This is a genomic window from Clostridium folliculivorans, from assembly GCF_024341905.1.
In the GTDB taxonomy this organism is placed as follows: domain Bacteria; phylum Bacillota; class Clostridia; order Clostridiales; family Clostridiaceae; genus Clostridium_AR; species Clostridium_AR folliculivorans.
Map to the genome: position 1 here is coordinate 108,188 of NZ_BQXY01000010.1, position 17,386 is coordinate 125,573.

Annotated in this window: 17 protein-coding genes; 15 read left to right on the plus strand and 2 right to left on the minus strand. The window is 31.7% G+C overall.

The features are described 5' to 3' along the window. The first annotated feature begins 88 nt into the window (after window positions 1-88). From OCU55_RS20300 to OCU55_RS20350, 11 genes are read left to right on the plus strand one after another with little or no spacing between them, the layout of a single operon-like run. On the plus strand, window positions 89-1,003 hold the full coding sequence (locus OCU55_RS20300; protein WP_261854117.1) for an FHA domain-containing protein: 915 nt from the start codon (window positions 89-91) through the stop codon (window positions 1,001-1,003). Window positions 1,004-1,016: 13 nt separating this feature from the next. Next, entirely contained in the window at window positions 1,017-2,075 is a 1,059-nt protein-coding gene (locus tag OCU55_RS20305; protein WP_261854118.1) for an AAA family ATPase, read from the plus strand. Between the two features lie 9 nt (window positions 2,076-2,084). Continuing rightward, window positions 2,085-2,339 (plus strand): EsaB/YukD family protein, encoded by a 255-nt coding sequence (locus tag OCU55_RS20310; protein ID WP_261854119.1) that lies wholly within the window; start codon window positions 2,085-2,087, stop codon window positions 2,337-2,339. 11 nt (window positions 2,340-2,350) lie between these two features. Further along, the gene (essC, locus tag OCU55_RS20315) at window positions 2,351-6,862 is read left to right on the plus strand and encodes a type VII secretion protein EssC (protein WP_261854120.1); all 4,512 of its coding nucleotides are present in this window, start codon (window positions 2,351-2,353) and stop codon (window positions 6,860-6,862) included. Between the two features lie 15 nt (window positions 6,863-6,877). Next, window positions 6,878-7,204: a WXG100 family type VII secretion target gene (locus OCU55_RS20320; RefSeq protein ID WP_261854121.1), complete on the plus strand. Its 327-nt coding sequence runs from the start codon at window positions 6,878-6,880 to the stop codon at window positions 7,202-7,204. Window positions 7,205-7,221: 17 nt separating this feature from the next. Next, window positions 7,222-7,638 (plus strand): hypothetical protein, encoded by a 417-nt coding sequence (locus OCU55_RS20325; protein WP_261854122.1) that lies wholly within the window; start codon window positions 7,222-7,224, stop codon window positions 7,636-7,638. A 27-nt stretch (window positions 7,639-7,665) separates the two neighbouring features. Next, on the plus strand, window positions 7,666-9,105 hold the full coding sequence (locus OCU55_RS20330) for a hypothetical protein (RefSeq protein WP_261854123.1): 1,440 nt from the start codon (window positions 7,666-7,668) through the stop codon (window positions 9,103-9,105). Window positions 9,106-9,116: 11 nt separating this feature from the next. Next, entirely contained in the window at window positions 9,117-9,689 is a 573-nt protein-coding gene (locus OCU55_RS20335) for a hypothetical protein (protein ID WP_261854124.1), read from the plus strand. A gap of 50 nt (window positions 9,690-9,739) precedes the next feature. Then, the gene (locus tag OCU55_RS20340) at window positions 9,740-11,065 is read left to right on the plus strand and encodes a tetratricopeptide repeat protein (RefSeq protein ID WP_261854125.1); all 1,326 of its coding nucleotides are present in this window, start codon (window positions 9,740-9,742) and stop codon (window positions 11,063-11,065) included. A gap of 2 nt (window positions 11,066-11,067) precedes the next feature. After that, a complete protein-coding gene (locus tag OCU55_RS20345) occupies window positions 11,068-11,385 on the plus strand; it encodes a WXG100 family type VII secretion target (protein WP_261854126.1) in 318 nt (105 codons plus the stop codon). A 60-nt stretch (window positions 11,386-11,445) separates the two neighbouring features. Next, the gene (locus OCU55_RS20350; protein WP_261854127.1) at window positions 11,446-11,739 is read left to right on the plus strand and encodes a WXG100 family type VII secretion target; all 294 of its coding nucleotides are present in this window, start codon (window positions 11,446-11,448) and stop codon (window positions 11,737-11,739) included. A gap of 109 nt (window positions 11,740-11,848) precedes the next feature. Here the strand turns inward: OCU55_RS20350 and OCU55_RS20355 are convergent, their stop codons facing one another. Then, complete coding sequence (locus OCU55_RS20355; RefSeq protein ID WP_261854128.1) at window positions 11,849-12,358, minus strand: hypothetical protein; 510 nt, start codon at window positions 12,356-12,358, stop codon at window positions 11,849-11,851. Window positions 12,359-12,797: 439 nt separating this feature from the next. On the opposite strand from OCU55_RS20355, the gene OCU55_RS20360 reads away from it, so the two are divergent. The 4 genes from OCU55_RS20360 to OCU55_RS20375 all read left to right on the plus strand — a co-directional run bounded on the left by OCU55_RS20360 (window position 12,798) and on the right by OCU55_RS20375 (window position 16,030). Further along, window positions 12,798-13,364: a Uma2 family endonuclease gene (locus OCU55_RS20360; RefSeq protein ID WP_261854155.1), complete on the plus strand. Its 567-nt coding sequence runs from the start codon at window positions 12,798-12,800 to the stop codon at window positions 13,362-13,364. 291 nt (window positions 13,365-13,655) lie between these two features. Then, on the plus strand, window positions 13,656-14,144 hold the full coding sequence (locus OCU55_RS20365; RefSeq protein ID WP_261854129.1) for a hypothetical protein: 489 nt from the start codon (window positions 13,656-13,658) through the stop codon (window positions 14,142-14,144). Window positions 14,145-14,156: 12 nt separating this feature from the next. Next, complete coding sequence (locus OCU55_RS20370; RefSeq protein WP_261854130.1) at window positions 14,157-14,420, plus strand: hypothetical protein; 264 nt, start codon at window positions 14,157-14,159, stop codon at window positions 14,418-14,420. A 176-nt stretch (window positions 14,421-14,596) separates the two neighbouring features. Beyond that, a complete protein-coding gene (locus OCU55_RS20375) occupies window positions 14,597-16,030 on the plus strand; it encodes a flippase (RefSeq protein WP_261854131.1) in 1,434 nt (477 codons plus the stop codon). Between the two features lie 163 nt (window positions 16,031-16,193). Here the strand turns inward: OCU55_RS20375 and OCU55_RS20380 are convergent, their stop codons facing one another. Beyond that, complete coding sequence (locus OCU55_RS20380) at window positions 16,194-17,276, minus strand: acyltransferase family protein (RefSeq protein ID WP_261854132.1); 1,083 nt, start codon at window positions 17,274-17,276, stop codon at window positions 16,194-16,196. Between the last annotated feature and the right edge of the window lie 110 nt (window positions 17,277-17,386).

Here is a 17,386-nt window from a genome sequence, read left to right on the forward strand (position 1 = left end):
TATGCCGAGACTATTTGTTAGAAATAATATCTTTATTACAAGAGGTATTATTTGTGATAAATAGCTGTATGTAAAGGATGGAGGATATATGAATGCATTATTAGAAAAGGGTGTAATTGACGAACTAGCTTGTGGTGCCAATTTTGCATATATATTGAATGATAATAGTCAGTTTTTAATGACTGATTATAAAGTGTTGCAAGGACAAGGGATTAGTGGATTTATTAAATGTATGAAGATGCTACATAATGGAAAGACAGAAATTTTCTATATATCAGGAAATTTTAAAACATTTGCATCTATGCTTACATCCATAAGTACCGAGAGTTTTATGACAATTGTTGCTAACCTCTTTAATAATATTATCGAAGTTAAAAACAACGGCTTTCTTTCTTGCCAGAATATTGACATTTCTTTTGATAAGATTTTTATCGATGCAAATACCTTGAAAGTTAATTTGGTGTATATTCCGGTAAGTAAAAAGGTGTTTAATGATTATTCTACATTTGAGAACGAATTAAGAACCAATTTGGTGAAGTTAATTAACAGCCTGCCTTCCATTTCTAATGAAAAAACCATGCAGCTTGCTATGGATTTATCTAATGGAATGTATTCCTTAGAGGATATATTTAATAGAATTAAAGGCATTAAGGTTACAAATGTAAAGCCAAGATTTGAATCAGATAATAAACATGCTAATAAAATAATGCGTATCGTAGCGATGAATGCACCAACCCGTGTTGAAATTATAGTAGATAAAAATGAGTTTATTCTAGGAAAAAGTGCTGCTATGGTAGATGGAGCAATTACTTTTAATAAATCCATTAGCAGAGTTCATTGTAAAGTTACAAACAATGGGGGACAGTTCATGCTGACAGACTTGGGTAGTGCAAATGGTACTTATGTCAATAAAGTCAAATTAGTGCCTAACCAGCCTCATCCAATTAAGAATAGTGATGTGATTCGTTTGGCAAATAGTGACTTTCAAATCATGATAGGTTAGGACGGTGTGAAAAATGGCAAAACCAAGAATTATTATCGCTGATACAGACTTAAACTATGTAATTCCACTTCAGCTGAAGTTTGTTGAAGAATTTTTCAACAAGATTGAACTCGAAATTATTACAGACAGGGCATATTTTGATAATTTATTTTCAACTCCTCAAAAAGCAGAGATTTTGATAGTATCGGAGGATTTATACGACTCATCGTTACAAAGGCATAATATTAGTAATTTGTTCATCATGATGGAGCAGTATGAAGAAGGTCAAACAGATGAATTAAATCTTAACCGCTTGTTTAAGTACACAAGTATTAAAGAAATCTTTAACCAGATTTCGGGGAAAGGTGCTAGTGCGTTAAATATAGATGAAAGCGAAAAAAAAGAACCTCAAATAGTACTTGTTTGTTCAGCTTGTGGTGGAGTAGGAAAAACAACCGTAGCATTAGGAATTAGTTCATGTTTAACAAAGAGTTATAAAAAGGCAATGTATATAAATGCTGCAAGATTACAAAGTTTCCATAGAATACTTGACAATACAAGTGTTATTTCAGCTACTGATATATATGCGAAGTTTGCAGGAGCAAATGAAAACATATATTCAGATATAAAGCATATTATTAGAAAAGAAATTTTTAGTTACCTTCCTCCTTTCAAAGCATCACTAATGTCATTGGGCCTTCCTTATTCAATTTACTATAAGATTGCACTTTCAGCGAAGAAATCTAATGATTATGACTATATCGTGATAGATGCAGATACCACTTTTGATGAAGATTTAGCGAAGTTTATAAATATGGCAGATAAAGTAATTATAGTTATGGAACAAACAAGTAATTCTGTTTTTGCAACAAATCTTCTCGTCGCTAATATAAATGGTACAAATTCTGATAAATACATATTTGTGTGCAACAATTTTGATAAGTACGATTATAACGCACTTATTTCTCCAAATATGGCATTGAAATTCGCCGTCAATGACTACATTGAACATTTCAATAATTACGACCAGATGGAATGTGAAGAACTATCAAAAGATAACGGTATTCAAAAAATTGCATTTTTAGTTGTGTAGGGGGTTAATATGGGAAAGGATACAGCCATTGTTATTTTTAATATAAGTAAGAGGAACTATACGGTGGACTTAGATCTTCCGTTAAACATATCCGCAAACGAATTGGTTTTAGCTTTAAATGAAGCATATGATTTGCAGATTGATATTTCAGATATTAAGAATTGCTATATGAAATCGGAAAATCCAATTGCTCTGCTTCGTGGAAACAAGACACTTGCAGATTATGGGATTCGAGATGGAAGTAGTATTAACTATACAGAATAGGAGCTGATGGTATGGATAATAGATATAAGATAATTATTTCAAGTAAAAAGCTATATAAAGAAATAGAGTTAGAACCAGAAGCTCAAGAAATTAGAATAGGTACAAGTGTTGATTGTGATGTTCGTTTAAGAAAAGAATTGTTTTTTGGACAGATTGAATTGATATTTGTAAAGAAAAACTCTGAATGGTCCATTTTCTGCTCTGAAAATCTCTACATTTCTTTAGGAGATGTAAGAAAACTATTAACAAAACAATTAACTCACGGAGAAAAAATTACAGTTAAATATCAAGACTCAGACAATGAATTGTTTGAACTGTCCTTTATGATTGATTTTGATTATGAGAAGAAAAATTATAACAGAAAGATCATGATTTCTGGAAGATCTCAAATTAAAATTGGAGGCACAAATGATTGTGATATAAAGATTACAGATAAATATTTGGGTGATGACTGCTTTTTCTTAAAGTATGTTAATAATAAATTTCAAATAGAAGATTATAAAACAAGGTATGGTATTTATGTAAATGGACTCAAGGTAACTAAAGAAGTAATAAAAGATTGTGACTTTTTCTCAGTTGTTGGGTTTAGCTTTTATTATAAACAAGGTTCAATCTATACAACTTCTGACAATACCCTTCAAGTTAACGGATTGTCATACGAACTAGTGGAAAATCACAATACTCATTTTGAGTATCCAAAATTCAATAGGAATACAAGAATTCAGTATGTTGTACCAGAGGAAGAATTAGAGATTCAACAACCAATACAAAAACCACAGAAGCCAAGAAATAATATAGCTATGTCTTTAATTCCTGCAGTAGTAATGCTCGCAATGACCATTGTTCTTAGAGGAGTTATGGGTGGAGGAGGAACTTTTGTAATTTATAGTGCTGTGTCTATGACTTTAGGTATAGTTATGTCTATAACAGTATATATTCAGGATAAGTCAAATTATAAGAAGGACTATGCAAAAAGAATTGAAACATACAATAAATATATTGAAGAAAAACGAAAAGTAATTGAAGAGATACGTGCTGACGAACTTCGTATAAGAAATCTAATCTATGAGTCTTTAGAAAACAGCATTCGTGAAGTTGAGTATTTTGGAAGAAGGTTGTTTGAAAAGACCCCTGGAGATATTGATTTCCTGCAGGTTTATTTAGGTAAAGGAAAGATAGTCTCTTCGAATGAAGTTAAATATAACAAACAAGATTTTATAGACTTGGAGGATCCACTGGCGATTTTACCTGAACAAGTAGCTGAAGATTATAGATATATCGAGGATGCTCCTATTATATCTGATTTTAATGCATCCTGTGGAGTTGGAGTTGTGGGTGAAAAGTCAGAAATTAAACAAATAATTAAGAATCTTACGCTAGATATAGCAGTACGTTGTTTTTACGGCGAGGTGAAGTTTGTATACATCTTTAATGAGGATGATATCCAGGAAATGAGCTGGATAAGATGGCTACGCAATGTTGAAAACAAACAACTTGATGTGAGAAATATAATATGCGATGAAGAAAGCAAGAATGTATTATTAGAAAATTTATACATCATACTTTCAGCAAGAGAAAATGCAAAACAAGAAAATAAGGAGCTTTCTTTTGATGAATATTACGTTATTTTTGTTACAGACACTTCGGCTATCAGTAGCCATCCTGTTTCAAAATATATAAGGAACTGTGCGGAGTATGGATTTACCTTTGTATTTTTTGAAGAATATGAAGAAAACTTGCCTCAAGGATGCACGGAGGTTATTAGAATAGAATCTAAGCAGAAGGGTATAGCATTAAAAACAAAAAATGGTGATGAACTTGCGAGTTTTATATATCCTTCAATAACTAATGAAACTGCTTTAGAGGTTGCATTAAAACTAGGAGCGGTTACTGTTGATGAGGTCACTCTCGAAGGACAGTTGACAAAGAACATTTCAATGTTTGAACTTTTAGGAATCTTGTCAGTAGAAGATTTAAACTTGTCAGAAAGATGGAATAAAGCACTTGTATATAATAGCATGGCAGCTCCTCTTGGAGTGAAAAGCAAAAATCAGATGGTCTATCTTGATATAAGTGATAAAGCTGGTGCACATGGCCCTCATGGATTAGTGGCAGGTACTACAGGTTCAGGTAAAAGTGAAATAATTCAGACTTATATTCTTTCTATGGCATCACTATTTCATCCATACGAGGTTGGGTTTGTTATCATCGACTTTAAGGGTGGTGGTATGGCAAATCAATTCAAGAGTTTGCCTCATTTGATTGGAACTATAACAAATATAGATGGCAGAGAAATCAATAGATCACTACTATCTATTAAGGCTGAATTAGTTAAGCGCCAAAGGATGTTTTCAGAATGTGGCGTGAATCACATTAACGATTATATTAAACTCTACAAAGCAAATAAAGTAGCTGAGCCATTGCCTCATCTAATAATGATTGTGGATGAATTTGCAGAACTTAAAGCGGAATATCCTGATTTTATGAAAGAGATTATAAGTGCAGCACGTATAGGAAGAACCTTGGGAATTCATCTAATACTTGCAACACAAAAACCTGCTGGAGTTGTTGACAACCAGATATGGAGTAATTCTAATTTTAAATTATGTCTTAAGGTTCAAACTAGAGAAGACAGTAATGAGGTTATTAAGACTCCTTTGGCTGCAGAAATTGTTGAGCCGGGACGTGCTTACTTTCAAGTTGGTAATAATGAGATATTTGAATTATTTCAATCCGCTTATAGTGGTGGAAATGTGCCAACCGGAAATAGTATGAATGAAAATATCTTTCAGATTTATGAGCGAAATGTATGGGGAAAGAAAACCCTTGTATACACTAATCGCAAAAAACAGATAGTTACTGAAACAAAGAGTCAACTTCAGTCAATTGTGGAGTATGTAAGTGACTTCTGTGAAGCCAAGGGAATCAAGAAACTGGCTGGAATCTGTCTTCCTTCTCTTGAGAAGATAATAAAAACAGACAAACTAAACTATGATAATAATAGCGATTTTAACATTTCTATACCTATTGGTATGTTTGATGACCCTGAACAGCAGCTTCAGGGAGAAGTAATACTGGAACCTTCAAAAGAAAATATCTTTGTTGTTGGTTCAGCACAATCTGGAAAAACAGTTATGCTTCAAACTATCACATATGGTTTGATAAGAAAGTATGATCCTTCTCAGGTGAATATTTATTTAATTGACTGTGGAAGTATGGTGTTAAAAATATTTGAAAACTCCAAACATGTGGGTGGTGTTGTTTTATCAAATGAAGAAGAAAAGTGTAAAAACCTTTTTAAGCTTCTTAATACCATTGTGGCTGAAAGAAAAAATATCCTTTCAAGCAAAGGTGTTGGTAATTTCGCTTCATACTTGGATGCAGGCTACAAGGATATACCTATGATTGTCGTAGCTATAGATAATATGGCAGCCTTTAAGGAATACTTCCCAGATCAGGCAGACGAGCTTAATAGTTTAAGTAGAGAAGCACAGGGAGTTGGAATCTCATTTATTATAACTGCAGCAACATCAAATGCAATAAGCTACAGGGCTCAGGCGAACTTTGGTAGAAAAATTGTATTAAATTGTAATGACACCAATGAGTATAGCAGTGTACTAGGCCATTGCAGGGAAACTCCTAGAGAGAACCCAGGAAGTGGTTTGATAATGATGGATAGACGTATACTAGAATATCAGGTTGCAATTTTTGGTAAAGGTGATAAGGAAGCAGAAAGAAGTCAGGAACTAAAACAATTTATTGAAAAGCGTAATCCAAGCTGTTCCTGCAAGGCACGAGAAATACCTATGGTTCCTGAGAAACTTATCCTTCAGCAAGCTATGGCAGCTAACAGTACTGAATTTAGAAAGAAGGGCATACTTCCTATAGGAATGGATTTTGCAACGGTTAGCTATTCGTCAATAAATTTAAATAATTGTGGTTCAATGACCTTGCTAGGTGATACTGAATGCAAAGAAAGGTTTACTTTAAATCTGCTTCGATTGATGAAAGAAACAATAATATTCCACAATATTGAGGTTTATGTAATTGATGATAAGGCTAAAGTATTAAAGGAGAGTTCATCATTTGGGTTTGTAAAAAGATATACAAATGATGTCTCAGAGGGCGTTGAATTTGTTAATGAATATTGTGACGAGATTTCAAGAAGACGAGATGATGAGGATAGACCTTACTTAATCTTAGTGCTTAACAATGCTGAGGTCTTCAAAAAGATATGTAACGATAGAAGTGACAGTAAAGCATTTACAGAGGTTATAAGAGGTGCGAATTCTGCAGGAGCATTTATTCTACTGACAGTTGTTGATAATCAACCTGTTGGTTTCAATGCTTCAGATGTGCTAAAAGCCCTTAAAGATGAGCGAAAAGCTATACTTTTCGCCCCACTGTCAGAAAGTAAGATGTTTGAAATTTCAGGAAGAAATCGTAATGAAGGATCCTTTGATAAAACTATGGGCTATAGATTCGAAGGAGGGGTTTACACAAGAATTAAAATTTTTGATTAAAGCGAGGTGTTATTTATGGCAAGTGATAAGGGAAAAGGAGTTTGTGCTGGGAGCATTGATACAGCGAAAATTTATGCCGCACATTCTCAAATTAAGGCCATTGTTGAGTCATATAAAGAAGTTAATCTTGAAGTTGCTAGAATTACGCAAAGCGTTAGAGAGAATTGGGTTGGAGAAGGTCGTAATGAGTTTGAGTCACAATATAATCTTCTCATAAGGAAGATTGATGACTTTGGAGATACACTGAAGGAAATTTATGATGCTTTAGTAAAAGCTGAAGCAGATTACGAAACTTCAGATGATAAGTTGCGGCAACAATATAGCATGGCTATGAAAGGCTAGTGAGAGGAGGTTTATAAATGGCTAGTAGTTCCTATTACTATAGTAAATATAAGGAGAAAAAAAATGAAGTTGATGATTATGAGGACAACTTGAAAGACTTGCATAGAATCCTAGATAATCTAAACTATGACCTTGGAGATGAAATAAGTTACGTCAACAATGAACTCGATGCTTTAGTAAACAACCTTAATGATGCCGTACGCCATAATAGTTCTTTTACGACAAAAGCTAATGATTTCGTAATGAAAAAGGCGAAATCAGTAGATGCAGATAGTCAATTGGGGGCATCAAAGTATGCACTTGAGGAGGAAATTTCTCGAATAAATAATTTAAGGAATCAGGCGATTTCTGACAGGGACTATTACTATAAAAAGTATGTAGAAAAGAAAGCTGAAGAAAGAGCAGCTGCTGAGAAAGCAGCGGCTGCTCATTAAAAAAATACTTTAGAAGGGAGGATTAATATGAGCACAGTTTCAATATCTTATAATAGTTTATCAAATGCTTCAAATGAAGCTAAGCATGTTGCTAAAAGACTTGATGATTATGCTGATGCTATAAATAAAAGCGTTTATAAAAAACTCAATAATTACAACGGTCCAAGGTCTTCAAATATTTCAACAGCCTCTAATCATATTAGTTCAAAAATTTCAGAACTCAGAAGTCAATCAGAACAGTATGAAAAATATGCTACTAGCCTTACTAACTTAGAAAAAGAGTGCAGAAGTACCGATAAAAGTGTCAGATCAAAAGTCTCAACACTGACAGCTACATTTAAGCAAAATCACGGAATAAGCAATAGCAAGATACAAAATACAGTTAGTTATTTCTTTACCAGTATAGGAAATTCAACCGCCTTTGGCAGGTGGCTTGGTGATGGCGATGATTTATCTGATGCAGCGGATGATTATTTTAAGCAAAAGATTAAAGATTGGTACAACTATGAAGGGGGAGAAGACTTAATTAAAGGGACTTTAGTTGGCTTATTAGATATAGCAATTGGAGTTGTAGCGGTAGTAGCATTAGTTGCGTCAGTAGTAATTACTGGAGGCGCATCCTTAGCGCTTATTGCTGGTGCTATTGCTGGAATTATAGGGGCTTCCAACGGGGTAATGAATGTCATAAATGAGTTTAGGGCTTATTCTGCAACGCAGAACGATGATCCTGCTACTGGAAAGAGGAGAAGTTCTGAAAATAGTATACAAGACACATTAAGAACAGAAACCGATAGTCAGCTTTTGCATAATATTGCAACAGGTATTGATGTTGTCAATGTTGTTTGTTCTGTTGTTTCTATCGCCAGCAGCTTTGGCGATCTTTTAAAGAAAGGTATCAAATGGACTACTGGATGTGCAGAGGGAATAAAAGATATAAAGCTGCAAAAATTATTAGATTTAGATATTTGGAAAGCATTTGGTGGAAAGCTGAAGACAAGTTTTGTAAAGGGATGGACTGAAGCGACAACTGCATTTAAAAGGCAAGATTTGTCTTATTTCCATGGTGCATTAAAAGATTTTGGTTCTTCTTTTTTAAGCAATGCTAAATCTAGATTCACTGATTTCTCTGAAGACCCGTTCAAAACGACAAAAACAATATTAGAAGCTGGAAAAAATTTGGTTAGTGATGGACTAAACCTTGGAAATATAGGAAAAGTTATTGCCTTGCCTTGTATTCCTATTGCTAAGTTACCGGTTTCCACTGATGGGATTTCTGTTGATGATTTTTATAGTATATATGATGATATTAGTTCAAAGGTAATTGGTAGCTCATTATTTTCAAATGATTCAAGTATTAATGCAGATGTTTTAAATAAGCTTTCTTCCAAAAGCCAAATAAATATATCGATCCCTAATATACACCTTCCAGAAGTTAATTTTAATATACCCAAAACTATGATAGCGTAAGGAGAAAATGTATGGATATTCCTAATTATGTATTAAAGATAAATGAAGCTGTGTTAGTTCCGAAAAATGATAATCCAGCACAGGGTTATATCAAAAATGTGGTTTTAATAATAGTGGCAATATTATTAATTGGTTCTGTTGTTTTTCATGATAATTTATTTGGTGAAATTTCTTGGGGAACACGAGCACTACTAATAGTTATTGGTATTGCATCTTTATTCTCTGGAGGTAGTCATCGAGTTCCTTCACCTATTGAACTTCGGTTTTATGATGATTATCTTATAGTATATCGTGAAAAACGTTATTACAATAGAAAAGTTACTAGAAAAGAATTTGATAAGTTTTTTTACAAGGATATCCATAAGTTGGAACATAGAACAGTAACTCAAAGAATTAATATTTATGGAGTGGTTGAAGGCATTTGGTATAACTATAACAAAGACGGAAGCTTGCCTGATAATCCAACTTACCATAAAACTACTGATAGTATATCTTATTTTTACACAAGTCATGCTCTAGATGTGGATTTTGTAGCAGAAATCGAAAATCACTCTCCAATTAAAGTTATTGTTGAAGAAAATTAGTAAATTCTTATAAGACTGTTAAAGAGGTTTTTAATATTTAGGAGGTAGCTATGGAAAGAAACGAATTGAGGCTAGAAGCCTTGGACCTAAACCAACAAGGCGCACTTCTTCTTAAGGCGGGAAATATACAAGCTGCAAAAGAAAAATTTAATAAAGCCATAGAAATTGATCCAATGTTAATGGATAATTATAAAAATTATGGTGATCTTCATATGGCGACTCAAGAATACAGAGAAGCTAAAAGTATGTACAAGAAGGCGCTATTAATTGAAAAGAGAGGGGAGCTCTATTTCCTCTATGGTAATGCATGTTTTATGAGTGACGATGTTCATGAAGGCCTTGAATACTATAATCTAGCTATTTCTTCAGGCTATGATAGTGATGAGATGCTATTTTTTATGGGAATGGCGTACGAGCATCTAAATGATGAGCATATGGCTTTGAGGTATTTTCAAAAGGCATGTATTAAAAATCCTTCAAGGCCAGATTATCTTATTAAAAAAATCACTACTTTAGTTCGTTTAAATATGATTGAAGGTGCTGAGGAAAGCACCGATGAATTATTGAAGAATAATCCTGAGATGTATGATGGATATCACTTAAAAACACAATTATTAATTCACAAGGGCGACCTTAAAGATGCTATGGAATTTGCCAAAACAGCTTCCATTCGTTTTCCAGAAGATGCTGATTTAATGTACGATTATGTTAAATGCGTTGCTTTAAGTGGCGAATTGGAGTTAGCTTATAAGCTTATAGAAACTGCTAAAAGAATGAAATATTTTGAGGATTCGAAACAAGCCTTTACAATGCTTGAGGCGCAAGTTGCAGCTGAGAAAAACGATATAGAACGAGCTATAGCATGCTGCAAGGAATGTATATCACTTGAGAGCACTGAATATTTTGATGGTGAAGCGCGTTTTATGCTAATGAACTTCTACCTTGCACAAAAAGATTATGATAATGCACTGGAAATTGCAACAACTCTTATCGCAAAGGACCAGGAAGATCCTTATTACTATGCTGCTTTATACTATAAACCGTTTTGTCTACGCCAGTTAAGAAGAGGGGATGAAGCAAGGCCTCTATATAAAGAAGCTAATTCTATTTACCGTTTAGCTACTTTAGAAAACCCTTCAGCTATAGATATTTATTTGTATAGGGTTATGTGTTTGAAGGATATAGAGGAGTATGATAAAGCCCTAGAACTTTTGGACTTCATATTTGCAATCAGCGAAAATATCGCTGAAGTTTATACATTGAGAGCTGACATTTACCGTTCCTTAGGCAAGGCAACTTTAGCCAAAGAGGAACTTCAGAAAGCATATAAATTAAAACCTGACTTAAAAAATGTCTATGAACAGGATGGTAAATAGATATGGCTTTAGCATACGAGAATAATACAGATCTAGCGTTTGATACAGATGCGCTGAGGCAATTTGGAAGTAAGTATGGCAATATTGCTACTGATTTAAGGACTATGTCTGAGAAACTTGAAACCTGCCTTAAAGAATTAAAGGACAATGGATGGACAACACCTGCTGGAACTGCGTTCTATAAAATGGTTAACACAAATTGGAGAGACAACATTGAAAAATATGCTGACTTGCTAGACACCTTAAGAGAGATTCTTCAAGAGGCTGCCTCTCAATATGATTCATTGGTAGAAAACAATATAGAAAGAACCCAAATTTAGAGCATAACAGCCAGTGGCTGATGCTAGTATAGATTAAATAATAGGAAGGAGATAAAAATTATGGCAAGTATTAGAGTTACCCCTGAAACTCTGAATGGGGAGGGAAATGATCTTATTGGTTACGCTGGAGATCTATCAGATATTCTTAAGACTATTGATAGCAAAGTCCATGAAATTATTGATGGATGGGATGGTTTGGCTCAGGATGCATACTTCGAAATGTATACAACTATGAAGCAAAGCCTTGATAAATTTCCAGAGTTGGTGGATACAATAGGAAAAGCTACTGTTTCTGCTGCTCAAGCATTTGCTAATGTTGATGAGCAGTTACAGAGTGGGTTTAAAGGAGCATAAAAATACTTAGATATTCTTTTTAAAAACAAATGGATTTTGGGAGGCTGATTTTAGCCTCCTAAAACTGTTTATGTCAATTTTTGCTGGTAATTTATTTTTTAGGAAATAATTAAACATTTTTTGATTTATTAAGGATATAACCATAGTAATGCCTTATAGCTTCATCAACCAAAGTATTCATATACACATTTATATCATCATCTAAGGCTTTTATATGGTTAAGCATCTTAACTGTAGACTTTCTTAAAGTATAGGTTCTTTTAATAGTAAAAAATTCTCCGTCAACAGGAGGAGTTACTCCATTAGCTAATGTTTTAGTGGTTCTAATATCTAGTATATTTTCTTTAGAGTAATGATTAGTTGTTTCAGCAGCTTTATTTTCATCAGCCTCTTTTGTTATATTCTTATCTTTTAAAGTATCTAGGGTACTGAGAGTATCATCGCTAGTATTATTTTCAGAATTATTATCAAAGAAGTTAAAACTTGATACTAAAACTTCATTTGGTTTCAAATGTTGACCATCTTCAAAGTCAACAATTCCATTCATATCGACTTCTTCTTCGTAACCCAAATCATCCGGTCCTATAACAAAGTCTTTACTCTTTCTTTTTCGTGCCATATTTAAATACCTCTCATTAATATTAATTTTATTACGAAGTGGGACATCCACATAAAGTATATATGCCATTCATCATTATAATTTTGGCTTTAAATTGTAAACTTTTTAAAAACTTAACTTTTATAATGGTAAAGAAGAAAAAAACATATCTTTTTAAAAACAAAAGAAGCTAACCACTAAAATTGATTTAAAGTAAAATTATTAACTTTTAAAGAATTAAACTGGGTTAGAAGTAAAGAAGTTAAAAATTTATTGAAAACATGATGGTTAGAAGGGATATTGATATAATCATAAATCATTTGAAAGATATAGAAGTTTTTATGAAGGTAGTTACTGAATATGTGTAAGCTTAGGTTATTAATAGTATAATAATCATATAAAACTAAAAGATACTTGATTATAATATAACTAAAAATCAGTTTTTAAAGGGGGAGTTACTATACCAGTAAATAATAAAAAATATACTTATAGTGATTATTTATGTTGGCCTGATGATGAAAGCTGGGAGATAATAAATGGAAGTCCATATTTAATGAGTCCTGCACCCTCAAGAGTACATCAAGAAATATCAGGTGAATTATTTTTTAAAATAAGATTATATTTACAGAATAAAAAGTGCAAGGTTTATGTTGCTCCTTTTGATGTTAGATTATATAACGATGATGAATATGATGATAGTAAGGTTGCTAATGTTGTTCAGCCGGATATAACTATAATATGTGATGAAAGTAAACTAGATGAAAGAGGTGCAAAAGGAACTCCTGATTTCATAATAGAAATAGTTTCACCTTCTTCAACTTTTTTAGATTATGTAAAAAAGTTGAATTTATATGGAGATTATGGAGTAAGAGAGTATTGGATTGTAAATCCAGTAAAACGAAATATATTAGTTTATAAGATTACTGAGTCGGATAATTATGGTACACCTGAAATATATAATGAGAATGATAGTATAAGAGTTAGTATATTTGATGATTTAGTCATTGACCTAGCTACTATCTGGTAATATAGATATTTCATTTATATAAAAACAAATATGTGTAATACATAAATTAGGCTAGTATAAATTTTTGTTTATACTAGTTTTTTGTTACGCTGAAAACAAATTCTTACAAATTTATTAACATTTACTTGGATGTGTTGACACACTTTGTAAGATAAAATACTATATTTATATAATACAAAATATTCCATAAGTTAAAACTAAAGGCAATTATTTAAAATACAACATGAGCCTTTAATGTAATAAAACTAAATAGAAAATCTTACTTGAATAAATAATTAGGGGGAAGAGTTTATGAATTATAAAATAGTTCAGAGAGATTTTTGGCAGGATGAAAAAATTATGAGTATGACTACTGAAGAGAGATATCTTTATCTATATTTATTGACTAATCCATATAGTAGTAATATTGGTATCTACAAGATAACAAAAGAACAAATTAAGGAACATACGGGGTACGAAATAGACAAAGTTTGTAATATGATAAATAGCCTTATAAGTAACTATAAGGTCATAGCTTACAATGAAGATACTAAGGAAATTGCTATTGAAAAATGGGGCAAGTACAATCTTATAAAAGGCGGAAAGGTCATGGAAGAATCTATGAAAAAGCAGTTAAGTCTAGTGGTGGATAAGTCGTTAGTAACTTATGTAGCTTTGAATATAAGAAAGAAGTGGGCTTTAGATTTATATACTCAATATTGTGATAAAGAGTTAACCTATTATGATATAAAAGAGCTACAGTTTAGAAGAAGTAATGAAACTGACTCATATAAAAATTAGGGGAGGGATATTATGAATAATTTTGAGCAGTATAAGATGGCTCTTTATAAAAGAGAAATTATAAAAAATGGAGACAGAATAGAAAGTCTTACGAAGGCTAATGAAATGCTTAGCTTAGAAAATGAAAGGTTAAATGCTGAAAATATAAGAATAAAAGAGCAATTAGAGATTTTGAAATTAAAAAATCACGGTTTTGTTGGTAGAGATAGAAGGGTTGGAACTATAGGGATTTTATGCGATAATGACAATTACGAAAATCAAGGAATTTTAAATTGAGTTGCTTCAAGAATTTCGGAATATATGATTAAATCAAACGTGTTGGGCAAGAATAATTGTGGAATATAAAGGAGAAGAATAAAATTTAATATATTAAGTGTAAATAAAATCCTTCTACAAAAACAAGAAAAAGTGATATTATAGATGATGTATAAAAAAACTACGGGAGATTTAATATGAGCATAATCAAAAATTACATCTATAATACTTTATATCAGGTTATGATTATGATCATTCCGCTGATAACAATACCTTATCTAACAAGGATCTTTAGCCCAGACCAAATGGGGCTCAATGCATATACGCTATCAATAGTTAATTATTTTATGCTATTTGGTATGCTTGGTATGCAGATGTACGGAAATAGACAGGTTGGATATGTAAGGGATGATAAAGAAAAGCTTAGAAAGTATTTCTGGAGCTTATACGTAACACAGATTGGGACAAGCTTAATAGCAATGGTTGTATACTATCTATTTGTAGGAATCTTTATAAAGGAAAATCAGTTTATATTCCTTATACAAGGTCTTAACATGCTTACAATAATACTTGATATATCTTGGCTCTTTATGGGCTTAGAAGACTTTAAAAAGGTTGTTATAAGAAACTCAACCATAAAATTAGTTGGGCTACTTAGTATCTTTATATTTGTAAGAAGTTCGGATGATTTAATAAAATATATACTTCTAACTATATTCATTAATGTAGCAGGACTTATAATAATGTGGGCTTACATACCTAAGGATATAAGAAAGATAGAAGTTGATATAGCTATTATTAAGGAAACTATTTTTCCTCTAATTAGATTATTTTTACCTCAAATATCTGCTCAGGTATACTTATTGCTATCAAGAACCTTAATTGGAGCATTATCAAATAACGATCAAGTTGCTTTTTATGATTATTCTCAAAAAATAATTAATATAATACTATCTCTAGTTGCATCTGTAGGGGTAGTGCTACTACCTAGGATTTCAAATATACTAGGACAAGGCAAGAAGGAAGAGATGAAAAAACTTGTAGAGCAAGCTTTTGCTTTTGTTTCATATGTATCTATTCCTATGGCTTTTGGATTAATGGGTATATCTAAAATCCTAATATCTTGGTTTTTAGATCCTAAGTACTACGCTGTAGAAAATCTAACGGTGGTAAGTTCTATTATAATAGTTGCAGTTAACTGGGCTAATATTATAGGAATGCAATATCTAGTAGGGACAAAGCAAGAAAATAAATATACTATGTCCATAGTAATATCAGGTGTAATAAACCTAATAATGAATGTTATACTGATACCTAAGTATGGAGCTACTGGTGCAGTAATATCAATAATTGAAGCAGAAGTTTTAGGTATAATACTACAGCTGATATTTGTAAGAAAGCAACTGCCTGTTGGTAGAATGTTATTAGGTACAGGCAAGTACTGGATAGCTTCTATAATTATGATGTTTTTAGTAAGCTATGTAGGTGATTTTATAAATAATCCTATACTGGCAAATATGATTCAAGTACTAGTTGGTGGGGGATTCTATCTATTAGTGATGTTTATACTAAAAGATAAGACTCAAGAGTTGGTTTTAAGTAAGGTTAAAGGGATTATAATGAGAAGATAAAGGCTTTAACATATTATGCAAGATGTTAAACAGTGTTGTGCCATAAAATAGCATGAAAAAATATCAGTGTTTAGCAATATTAAACACTGATATTTTTTTGATAACACAACACCTTATTCTTCAAAGATAAAGTAAAGAAAAAAGTATCGTTAAGTTTCATATATTAAAGTGTGATATTTTCTGTTTTTCTAATTCTCAAAGTGATATTTCGTGCCTTATCAATAAATAAGTATTGAATAGCTAATGGTATAAATACACCTACTAATGTATATGCGATCCACCAATTATCTATAAAAGCTACAACTCCAAACTTATTTAAATTATCAAACGGCAACTTATATAATATAATTTGAAGCATTCCTACAAGTTTAAAACATGTTAGATGTAAAGCTAATATAATCAAAGTATTTTTTCCTATATAAGATATCAAATTAAATTTAAAATTAATTCGATTAATTTCCTTAGATAAATAAATCATAACGTATATACCTAAAAGTGCATTTACTATAAACATACTAATACTCGGATAAGAATTAGTTCTCATATCTATGAAATAATTTAGTTTTGAATTATGATATAATATACCAAATGCAGTGATTGAAGTCAGAATATTCATAGGAACCTTTGGCTCTATTTTTTTGTAAGTGAAGCCTATATAAAAGAACAATAGGGCGACAAATGAAACATTAAAAATTTCACTACCATATCTGCTGCTTTTGATGTTTATATGCATTTTTGTTAAATAAATTCCTAATATAAAGAATACTAATATAGTTATACATCTTATTGACTCTTTAAAACTGAAGTTTCTATTGCAATATGAAATTAAACAGAATAACATGTTTACAATAAATAATGAGGTGACAAACCAAAATGGAGCTAGTAATAACTCTGTTCCATCAAAAAGAAAAATATGTACAGCACTTTTTGCTACACTAGTAAACGAATATATTTTTTCAGTGCTATCAATAATGCCTATTTTGTAAATTAGGTTATTTAATACTAAAAATATAAATTCGTATTTTATAAAAGGTAAATATAAAGATTTTAGACGTTTTTTTAATAAACTAAAAGGAGAGCTTGAATAATCTTCCTTGTAAAAATATCCGCTTATAAAAAAGAATATAGGCATGTGGAATAAGTAAATAATTTGATATCCTTTTGCTCCACAATGTCCCATTACTACTGTTATAATGGCTATTCCTTTTAAGATATCGGCATAGTTTGATCTTTCCTCAATTTTCAATAGTAACACCCCTTTTGTATACATTTATCCACGGCTATTATAACATGATAATTGCAAAAAGAATATATTGTTAATTATTGTTTTAAGTGTATTGGCTGATTTTATAACAT

Bases quoted from the DNA above. Each gene is read 5' to 3' on its own strand.
- OCU55_RS20300 (WP_261854117.1), top strand. From the start codon at position 89: ATGAATGCATTATTAGAAAAGGGTGTAATTGACGAACTAGCTTGTGGT.
- OCU55_RS20305 (WP_261854118.1), top strand. From the start codon at position 1,017: ATGGCAAAACCAAGAATTATTATCGCTGATACAGACTTAAACTATGTA.
- OCU55_RS20310 (WP_261854119.1), top strand. From the start codon at position 2,085: ATGGGAAAGGATACAGCCATTGTTATTTTTAATATAAGTAAGAGGAAC.
- essC (WP_261854120.1), top strand. From the start codon at position 2,351: ATGGATAATAGATATAAGATAATTATTTCAAGTAAAAAGCTATATAAA.
- OCU55_RS20320 (WP_261854121.1), top strand. From the start codon at position 6,878: ATGGCAAGTGATAAGGGAAAAGGAGTTTGTGCTGGGAGCATTGATACA.
- OCU55_RS20325 (WP_261854122.1), top strand. From the start codon at position 7,222: ATGGCTAGTAGTTCCTATTACTATAGTAAATATAAGGAGAAAAAAAAT.
- OCU55_RS20330 (WP_261854123.1), top strand. From the start codon at position 7,666: ATGAGCACAGTTTCAATATCTTATAATAGTTTATCAAATGCTTCAAAT.
- OCU55_RS20335 (WP_261854124.1), top strand. From the start codon at position 9,117: ATGGATATTCCTAATTATGTATTAAAGATAAATGAAGCTGTGTTAGTT.
- OCU55_RS20340 (WP_261854125.1), top strand. From the start codon at position 9,740: ATGGAAAGAAACGAATTGAGGCTAGAAGCCTTGGACCTAAACCAACAA.
- OCU55_RS20345 (WP_261854126.1), top strand. From the start codon at position 11,068: ATGGCTTTAGCATACGAGAATAATACAGATCTAGCGTTTGATACAGAT.
- OCU55_RS20350 (WP_261854127.1), top strand. From the start codon at position 11,446: ATGGCAAGTATTAGAGTTACCCCTGAAACTCTGAATGGGGAGGGAAAT.
- OCU55_RS20355 (WP_261854128.1), bottom strand. From the start codon at position 12,358: ATGGCACGAAAAAGAAAGAGTAAAGACTTTGTTATAGGACCGGATGAT.
- OCU55_RS20365 (WP_261854129.1), top strand. From the start codon at position 13,656: ATGAATTATAAAATAGTTCAGAGAGATTTTTGGCAGGATGAAAAAATT.
- OCU55_RS20370 (WP_261854130.1), top strand. From the start codon at position 14,157: ATGAATAATTTTGAGCAGTATAAGATGGCTCTTTATAAAAGAGAAATT.
- OCU55_RS20375 (WP_261854131.1), top strand. From the start codon at position 14,597: ATGAGCATAATCAAAAATTACATCTATAATACTTTATATCAGGTTATG.